This is a genomic window from Bradyrhizobium genomosp. III (genome assembly GCF_000261705.1).
In the GTDB taxonomy this organism is placed as follows: Bacteria; Pseudomonadota; Alphaproteobacteria; order Rhizobiales; family Xanthobacteraceae; genus Bradyrhizobium; species Bradyrhizobium ottawaense.
This window is the reverse complement of the sequence record NZ_AJQF01000426.1, coordinates 1-8,153: the sequence shown is the minus strand read 5'-3', so window position 1 is coordinate 8,153 and position 8,153 is coordinate 1. Positions and strand designations below refer to the sequence as shown.

Sequence of the window (8,153 nt, the reverse complement as noted above, 5' to 3'; positions counted from 1 at the left end):
GGGGGGGAGCCTCTCGCGCACTCGACTGCACCTGCGCGGAGATCTCGCCGACGGATGCGGAGAGCTCCTCGGTCGCCGCCGCGATGGTCTCCAGATTGTTGGTGGCCTGCTCGGCGGCGGAGGAGACCGCGGCGGTCTGGCTGCTCGATTCCGACACCAGCGAGCGCACGCCGGTTGCGGTGGCATCGAGCTCCCGCGTCGAGGCCACAACGCTGTGGATCACCGCCTGCACGGTGTCGTCGAAACTGCGGCAGGCCTCGTCGACGGTACCGGAGCGGGCCAGTTGCAAGGCCTGCTGCGATTCGCGCTCCCGGCCCAGGCGCTCTGCGGTCGCCGCGCTCTCGCGCAGGCTTTCGAGCGCCGCGGCCATGGTGCCGAATTCGTCGGGATGCCGGGATTGCGGCACCGGCGTCGCGTAGTCGCGCGCGCTGATGCGGGCGATGGCGTCGAGAATGGCGCGCACCGGGCGCATCAGGCGATTGCGTACCACGAACACACCGGTCAGGGTCACGGCAAGCGCGAGCAGAAACGCGAGCGATTGGACGATGAGGTTGGTGAGGGCTTTCGCCTGAACCATCTCGGCACGTGCGATCGACTGGTCGAGGGCCTTGTTGGCGACTGCGACGATGGGCGCGAAGGGCGACTGGCACAGCGCGTTCCATTCCGCGGGGGGCATCGCCGGCTTGCCGCTGCCGTCGAAATTCCGGGTGAGATCGCCGATCTGCTTGAGCACTCCGTCGGTCTTGGCCCGCGCCTCCTTCGCCGCATTGACGAGGTCGGCCGTCACGTCGGGCGCAGCCAGCAGCTCCTCCATCCCGGTCCAGCCGGCGGTAACGATGCCGTTCCAGCTCGCCACGGTCTGCTTCTGGGTCTCGTCGAGCGGCTTGCTGGCATTGACGTTCGGGCGCAGCGTCGAGCACTGGATGCCGTAACGGTCGCGCACCTGCCAGGCAAGGCGGCGGGCCTGGATCATGCGTGCGATGAAGGGGTCGTTCATCCAGGCGCGGTTCGACACCGCGGTGGACGCCAGGTTGGCGGTATCGATCACCTTGGTGACGGCATCGTACCAGGGTGCGGTGCGTTCCATCTTGCGTTCGGCACGCGGCAGCTTGGCCTCGTCGTAGAACAGCTGGAATTTCGGGGCGGCCTCGCTCCAGCGCTGCTTCAGCGTGCTTGCGAGCTCGTCGCGGCGGGCAAAGTCGACGGTCGAGAGCGCCGCGACGATGGAATCATGGCCGGCCTGCTCGGCCTTCTCGGCAGCAACGAGCTTGGCGCGCGGATCGTCCTCGCCAAGCAGCGCGCTCTGAGCATCGCCGCGATTGTTACGCAGCGCGAGCACGCCGTGGAAGATCGCCTTGTCGGCATTCGCGAGACGCTCCGTTTCGAGACTCTCGCTGTAGCGGCCAAAGGCCCCCGCCATCTGGAACGCCGTCGAAGCCAGCGCGCCGACGGCCAGCAGGGCCATCAGCGTCAGGAGAAGCGAGCTTACCGATTTCTTAAACATTGCCATGGGTCGGGGGCCTACTCTTCACGAGCGGCCACCTTGCATCGCGACATGCCAAGGTTTGGTTAAGACTTTAATCAAACACCCGCGGTTGTGCGCGGCCGCGCCTCCTGGCGGGCCGCATCCCCTCACGCGACCTTGGTGAAATCCGGCGGGCGGCGCTCGGCAAAGGCCGTGAACGCCTCGCGCGCCTCGGCGGTGCGCAGGCGCTGCGCGAACTGCTCGCCCTCGGCCTGCATCTGCGCGACCAGCGCTTCACCGTTGCGCATCAGCTTCTTTGTGGCGGTGAGCGCGCCGGCCGGCTGGCGGGCAAGACGCTGCGCAAGCGCAAGCGCCTCGGCATCGAGCTTGTCGAGCGGCACCACCCGGTTGGCGAGGCCCCATTCCAGCGCGGCCTTCGCCGGCACGGTCTCGCCCAGCGCGAACATCTCGTAGGCACGGGCATGGCCGATACGCGCCGGCATCAGCAGGCTCGATGCGGCCTCCGGCACCAATGCGAGGCTGACGAAGGGCGTCGACAACTGCGCGTTGTCGGCGAGCACGACGAGATCGCAATGCAACAGCATCGTGGTGCCGACGCCGACGGCGCGGCCCTGCACGGCGGCGACCAGCGGCCGGGTGCAGCGGGCCAGCGACTGGATGAAGCGCACGACGTTACGGCTGCCTTCGGACTTGCCGGCTGCGACCGCGGCGAATTCGCCGACGTCGTTGCCGGCGGTGAACATGTCGCCCTCGCCGCGGATCAGGATCACGCGGGCCGACGGATCGAACTCGGCGGATTCGATGGCATCGGCGAGCGTGCCGTACATCGCATCGGTCAGCGCGTTCTTCTTGTCGGGGCGCGCCAGCGTGAGGGTGAGAATTCCGCCATTGTTCTCGATCCGGACGTGCTCGGTCATTGCTCTACTCCCTGGATTCGTCTGAAGGTCTTGTTTCTGAAGGTCTTGGAAACTTGTCCTGAATGCTGGTCAGCCAGCGCGCGACGATGTCGATCTCCGCAGCCGTGAATCCGTCCGTCAGCGCGGCGTTGACCTCTGCCGCGCCGTCTTTCGCCTGCGCCAACGCGGTCCGCCCCTTCGGCGTCAGCCAGATGCGCCAGGCACGCCCGTCCTCGCGATCGGCCCGCCGCTCGATCAATCTCGCCGCCTCCGTGCGGTCGACGAGGCCGGAAATGCCGGCCGGCCCCATGTCGAGCGCGGCGCCCGCCTCGCCCATCAGGACGCCGTCCTGCTTGCCGAGGATGAACAACAGCCCCGCCTGCGCCGGCGTCACCTCATTCTCCGGCCGCGCCGCCATCCAGCGCTGCAAGCGGCGTTGCGCGACGCTCAGCAGGTAGATCAGTCGATGATGCCGCCCGTCGGCCGATTTATTTCGCATGCGAAATAGATAGCCGGACGCAAGCTTGTTGTCAAACGGGCCACCTCGTTACGGCGCGCAGGTGAAGCTCGCCGCCTCCGTCACCGCACCCGACTTGTAGTGCGGCCAGGCCGGCCAGCGGCACAGGGGCAGCGCGCGCAATGTTGCGAATGAGGGCGCCTCGACCTTCTGCTCGGCAACTTCGAGGTCGCCGGGCGCCTTGCCCTTCTCGACCCAGTCGACCAGCACGCTCAACATGTCGACGTTCGCCGGTGCGCCGGAGCCGACATGGTCGACGCCGGGTGCGGTGTAGAGCCGCGCGAACTCCGCGGTCTCGCCCTTGCCGAGCTTGCGCTCGACGCTCTCGAAATAGCGGATGCCGGCATAGGGGCTCTGCGCGTAGTCGGCCATGTGCTCGAGCACGATCAGACGGCCGCCGCGGGCGCGGAAGCGGCTGAGATCGGGATCGGTCGAGTCCATCAGGCTCGAGACCTCGAGCAGCCGCGCCTTGTGCTCCTCCACCTTATAGGTGGTGACGTCGAGCTTGGGATCGCGCGCAAAGACATATTGAATGCCGCCGGCGCCGTAGATCCAGGCGATGCCGTTGTTGGGCGCAGGCGGCTGCGCCGGCGGCGCGGTGCCGAGCCACCATGCCACCCAACCGCCGGTCGGACCTATCGCCGGCGTGTCCTCGCCCGACACGCCCCAGCCGGGATAGTCGTCGAGACCGTTGGCGAGCGCGAACGGGAATTTGTAGGTCCCGTGCAAGGTATCGATCGCCTTGATCTGCGCATCGGTCAGGCACTGATCGCCGCTCTTTCCGGCCTCACAGCGCAGCGTCTCGACCTTGAATGCCGCCTTGCAGGCGACGGGGTCCTGCACCAACGCATCGTCGGAGCCGTCGGCCTTGTCACAGGCCGCCCGCACGGCCTCGCCGACGAGCTTGACCTGCGCCGGATTGATCCAGCCCGCCCCCATGGTGACGAGACCCGAGCGCGTGCCGGCGTGCTGCAGGCCGACCCAGTTGATCACGGGCACGCGTGCGAAGATGCCGTCGAAATCGTCGGGGTAGCGCTGCGCCATGGTCAGGCCTTCGCGGCCGCCCTCGGACGAACCCATGAAATACATCTTGTCCGGCTTCTTGCCGTAGGCGCGCTCCATCAGCCCAACGGCCGCATCGCGCACCTTCTTGTAGGCGCGGTGAGCAAAATTCACGAAGGCTTCGTCATTCAGTGCAAAGACCTGCGGCGGCTCGCCTTGCCTGGTCTCGTGGCCCGAATCGGTGCCATAGGTGACGAAGCCGCGCGCCAGCGGCGACGGCTTGTCGAAGGGATAGGCCGGCGGCAGCGCAAGGCCGGTGATCAGCACACCGTTGAAACCACCGCCGCCATATTGCAGCGAGCGGCCGTTCCATTCGACGGGAAGGTTGACCTGGAATCTGATCGGCGGCGCCTTGGGATCGGCAGGGTCGATATGGCCGAGCACCTTGCAGAAGCCGGGGTTGGCCGGCGTGATGCGCCCGGACGGCGTCGGCCCGCGTTCGGCGACGGCGATCGGCGAGGGCGCCTGCAAGGTTGCGGAGTCGATCTTCACCGCATCGGCAGCGCCGACGAGACCCTTGCAGACCGCATCGGCGTCCTCTGCCAGCGTTGCCGCCGACGCCGCGCCCGTCCCCAGTGTCGCCATCGAGCTTACAAGCAACGCACACAGCTTCACTTTCTTTCGCGTCATCGTTTCCACCCGGCTTTCTCGATTTGCTGCGTCGACGGCTGGCCGCATTCAATGCAACCTTCGTCCTCCCGTCAATCGCTCACGCCGAGCCGCTCATCAGAATGATCCGAGCGCGCTCCCCAAGGCGATCACGGCCACCAGCGCCAATAGCGACGTCACGATGCCCACCATCACAATGTCGAGATAGCTGTCGCGATGGGTCAGGCCGCAGATCGCGAGCAGGCTGACCACCGCACCGTTGTGCGGCAGGATGTCCAGCGTCCCCGAACCGATCACCGCGACGCGATGCATCAGCGCAAGGTCGATGCCGCTGCGCGCGGCGATCTCGACATAGGTCTGGCCGAGCGCGTCGAGCGCGATCGTCAAGCCGCCGGATGCCGAGCCGGTCAGCGCGGCCAGAATATTGGTCGCAACCGCGAGCGAAACCAACGGGCCACCTTCGATCGCAAGCACCCAGTCTCGCACCGTTTCGAAAGCCGGCAGCGCCGCGATGACCGCGCCGAATCCGACGAGGCTGGCGACGCTGAGCGCCGGCAGAACCGATGCATTGGCACCGGCGTCCATGGTCTGCCGCAGTGACGGAAGCCGGGCCCAATTGAGAAGGATGGTCGTGACGATGGCAGCGCCCAGGGCGGTGCTGACCGACCACACACCAGCGACCGCCGCCAACGATGTACCGCCGAAGCGCTGCTCGCTCAGATACGAGACATCGAGCCGCGGCAACACCAGCAGCGACATCACGAGATTGACGGCCACGACGACGGCCAGCGGCAGGATGGCACTCACCACCGGAGCCGACAGTTCACCGCGCCGTCCATGCCGGATCTCGGCCGGATCGAACTCTCGCGCGGTGGTCGCGTATTCGCGGACCAGTTCGTCGTCGACGGCACGTTCGGCCGCACCCTCCATGTCCTCGCCATAGCCTTCCCCCGCACGGCGGGCCGCGGCTTCAGCGCGGCGCAGCCACCACAATCCCGCGCCAGCCATGATCAGGGAGGCGATGATGCCGAGTCCGGGTGCGGCAAACGGCGTCGTTCCGAAGAACGGCATCGGGATAGCGTTCTGGATCGATGGCGTGCCCGGCAAGGCCGACATCGTGAAGGTCGATGTGCCCAGCACGATCGCGGCCGGAATCAATCGCCGCGGAATCGCGGCGGCACGAAACAGCGAGCGGGCCATGGGGACGATCACGAAGAACGCGACGAACAGGCTGACGCCGCCATATGTGACCATCGCACCGGCGAGCACGACCGCCAGGATCACGCGGCGCTCGCCAAGACGTCTCGCCATGAAGGTGGCAACCGACGCGACCGCCCCGCTGTCGTCCATCAGTTTCCCGAATACGGCGCCAAGCAGGAAGATCGGGAAGAACTGCGCCAGGAATGCAGCGGCATTCACCATGAAGATCTGCGTCAGGTTCGCAAGCAGCGGCTCGCCGCCGAACAGCGCCGCGACGAGCGCGGCGAACGGCGCCAGCAGAAGAACGCTCCAGCCGCGAAAGGCGAATAGGACGAGAAGGCCAAGCCCGACGAGAATGCCGAGAAGCCCCACCTCTCAGCACTCCGACAGCAGGATGTCGAGATCGGCGGTCGAGCGCCGACCGATATCCGGGCCGTGCTCGTCGAGGAACGTTTCGGCCGCCTGACGTCCTTCGCCGTGCAGCATCGAGACGAACTCCCATTCGGCGTTGAGCTTGGACGAGGCGCCGAACTTCGCGAGCATGTCGCTCTTGACGCGGTGGGTCCGCATCTTCGCCCAGCGCGCGCCCTCGCCGCTTCCCGGGTCGGCCGCCTGACGCAGCAACGCGATCATACGCAACTCCTTCATCAGCGGCGAGTTGAACGAAATCTCGTTCAGCCGATTGAGTATCTCCGCAGCCGTCCGCGGCTCTTCCGGCTTTTCAGTCGGATTGATCTGCACCAGGATGGTGTCGTGCGCGTCGCTTTCGCGAATGAGCGGCGTGATGGTCGGGTTGCCGGCATAGCCGCCATCCCAATACGGTTCGCCGTCGATCTCGATCGCGCGGAACATGGTTGGCAGGCAGGCCGACGCGAGCAACACGTCAACCGTGATCTCCGCGTTGCGGAAGATGCGTCCTCGCCCAGTGCGCACCCGCGTCGCAGTGATGAACAGCTTGATCGGCGAGCGCGCGAGGCGCTCGAAATCGATGCTCTCAGCCAGCACCGCATGCAGCGGATTGTAGCCGGTCGGATTGAGGTCGTAGGGGGAGAGCACCCGCGACATCAGGTCGGTCAGGATGTAGGCCGGCGACGTATCGAGCGTCCAGCGCCCCATCAGCCGGTCGAGCGGCGAGCGCTGGAGCGGGCTGAAGGCCGCCGCCTTCGAAACGCGGCGCCAGTATCGTTCGAGCGCGTCACGCGCACCCTCGGCCCCACCGGCCGTCCACCCATCCGCCAGCACCGCTGCGTTCATCGCGCCTGCGGACGTCCCGGAGATCGCGGCGATCGTAAGCCGCTTCTCTTCCAGCAGGCGATCGAGCACGCCCCAGGTGAAGGCGCCATGCGAACCGCCGCCTTGAAGCGCGAGATCAATCAGTACGCTGTCCGGTTCCATCGCGGCACTCACGCAACTGAAGCTCAATTCGACGCGACTTGTCACGTGGGCGTCGAAGTCGATGGCGTAGTTTAGAGAGCCTTGGCGGAGAAATGCAACCGGAACGTGGGCCCCGCGCCGTCTAAAGCGCGATGCGATGAGGATGAATCGTCATCGCGCTTTAGGTCGTTGTTTAAGCATGATCTTTTCGGAAAACCGCTGCGCACTTTTCCGGATCATGCTTTAGTGCTCGAACACCAGCCGCGCGCCGACCGTGCCGTCGAGGGCGCGGATCTGCTGGAGCAGCGCCGCGGAATCCTGCCCCGCCAGATCGGCATCGAGCACGACGTAACCGAGATCGCCGGCGGTCTCCAAATATTGCGCGGCGATGTTGATGTCGCGCTGGAGGAAGACCTCGTTGAGCCGGCGCAGCATGCCGGGCACGTTGCGATGGACATGACTGAAGCGCGCGCCGGAGGGACGCAGATGCAGCTGCACTTCCGGAAAGTTCACCGCGCCCATGGTCGAGCCCGTGATGAAATAGTCGACCAGCTTGCGCGCGACTTCGCCGCCGATGCGCTCCTGCGCCTCTTCGGTCGAACCGCCGATATGCGGGGTGAGGATGACGTTCTCGAGGCCCTGTATGGGGCTTTTGAAGCGATCAGAATTCGACGACGGCTCGACCGGAAACACGTCGACGGCCGCGCCGGCGAGATGACCGTCGCGCAAAGAGCGAGCGAGCGCGTCGAGATCGACCACGGTGCCGCGGCTGTTGTTGATGAGGAACGAGCCGGGTTTCATCGCCCGTAGCTCCTTCTCGCCGATCATGCCCGCGGTTTCCGGCGTCTCCGGCACGTGCAGGCTGACGACGTCGCTCTGCGCCAGCAGCTCCTCCAGCCTCTCGACCGGCTCGGTGTTGCCGTGGCGGAGCTTGTCGGTGCGGTCGAAATAGATCACGCGCATGCCGATGGCTTCGGCCAGCGTCGAGAGCTGCGAGCCGATATTGCCG

At 66.4% G+C, this 8,153-nt stretch carries 7 protein-coding genes; all 7 read right to left on the bottom strand.

What is annotated here, in order from left to right:
* Positions 1 to 1,510 (bottom strand): HAMP domain-containing protein (locus IC66_RS0134070; RefSeq protein WP_049806711.1); only part of this gene is annotated, 1,510 nt, incomplete at its 3' end.
* A 122-nt stretch (positions 1,511 to 1,632) separates the two neighbouring features.
* On the bottom strand, positions 1,633 to 2,403 hold the full coding sequence (locus tag IC66_RS0134065) for an enoyl-CoA hydratase (RefSeq protein WP_038950649.1): 771 nt from the start codon (positions 2,401 to 2,403) through the stop codon (positions 1,633 to 1,635).
* Between the two features lie 4 nt (positions 2,404 to 2,407).
* Positions 2,408 to 2,881, bottom strand: coding sequence for a MarR family winged helix-turn-helix transcriptional regulator (locus IC66_RS0134060; RefSeq protein WP_049806710.1), 474 nt, complete (start codon positions 2,879 to 2,881; stop codon positions 2,408 to 2,410).
* 48 nt (positions 2,882 to 2,929) lie between these two features.
* A complete protein-coding gene (locus tag IC66_RS0134055; protein ID WP_038950647.1) occupies positions 2,930 to 4,591 on the bottom strand; it encodes a tannase/feruloyl esterase family alpha/beta hydrolase in 1,662 nt (553 codons plus the stop codon).
* A gap of 96 nt (positions 4,592 to 4,687) precedes the next feature.
* Positions 4,688 to 6,142: a GntP family permease gene (locus IC66_RS0134050; RefSeq protein ID WP_028140785.1), complete on the bottom strand. Its 1,455-nt coding sequence runs from the start codon at positions 6,140 to 6,142 to the stop codon at positions 4,688 to 4,690.
* Positions 6,143 to 6,145: 3 nt separating this feature from the next.
* Positions 6,146 to 7,165: a patatin-like phospholipase family protein gene (locus tag IC66_RS0134045; protein ID WP_028140786.1), complete on the bottom strand. Its 1,020-nt coding sequence runs from the start codon at positions 7,163 to 7,165 to the stop codon at positions 6,146 to 6,148.
* A 222-nt stretch (positions 7,166 to 7,387) separates the two neighbouring features.
* Positions 7,388 to 8,153: NAD(P)-dependent oxidoreductase (locus IC66_RS0134040; protein WP_038950646.1), on the bottom strand; the 766-nt coding region annotated here is incomplete at its 5' end.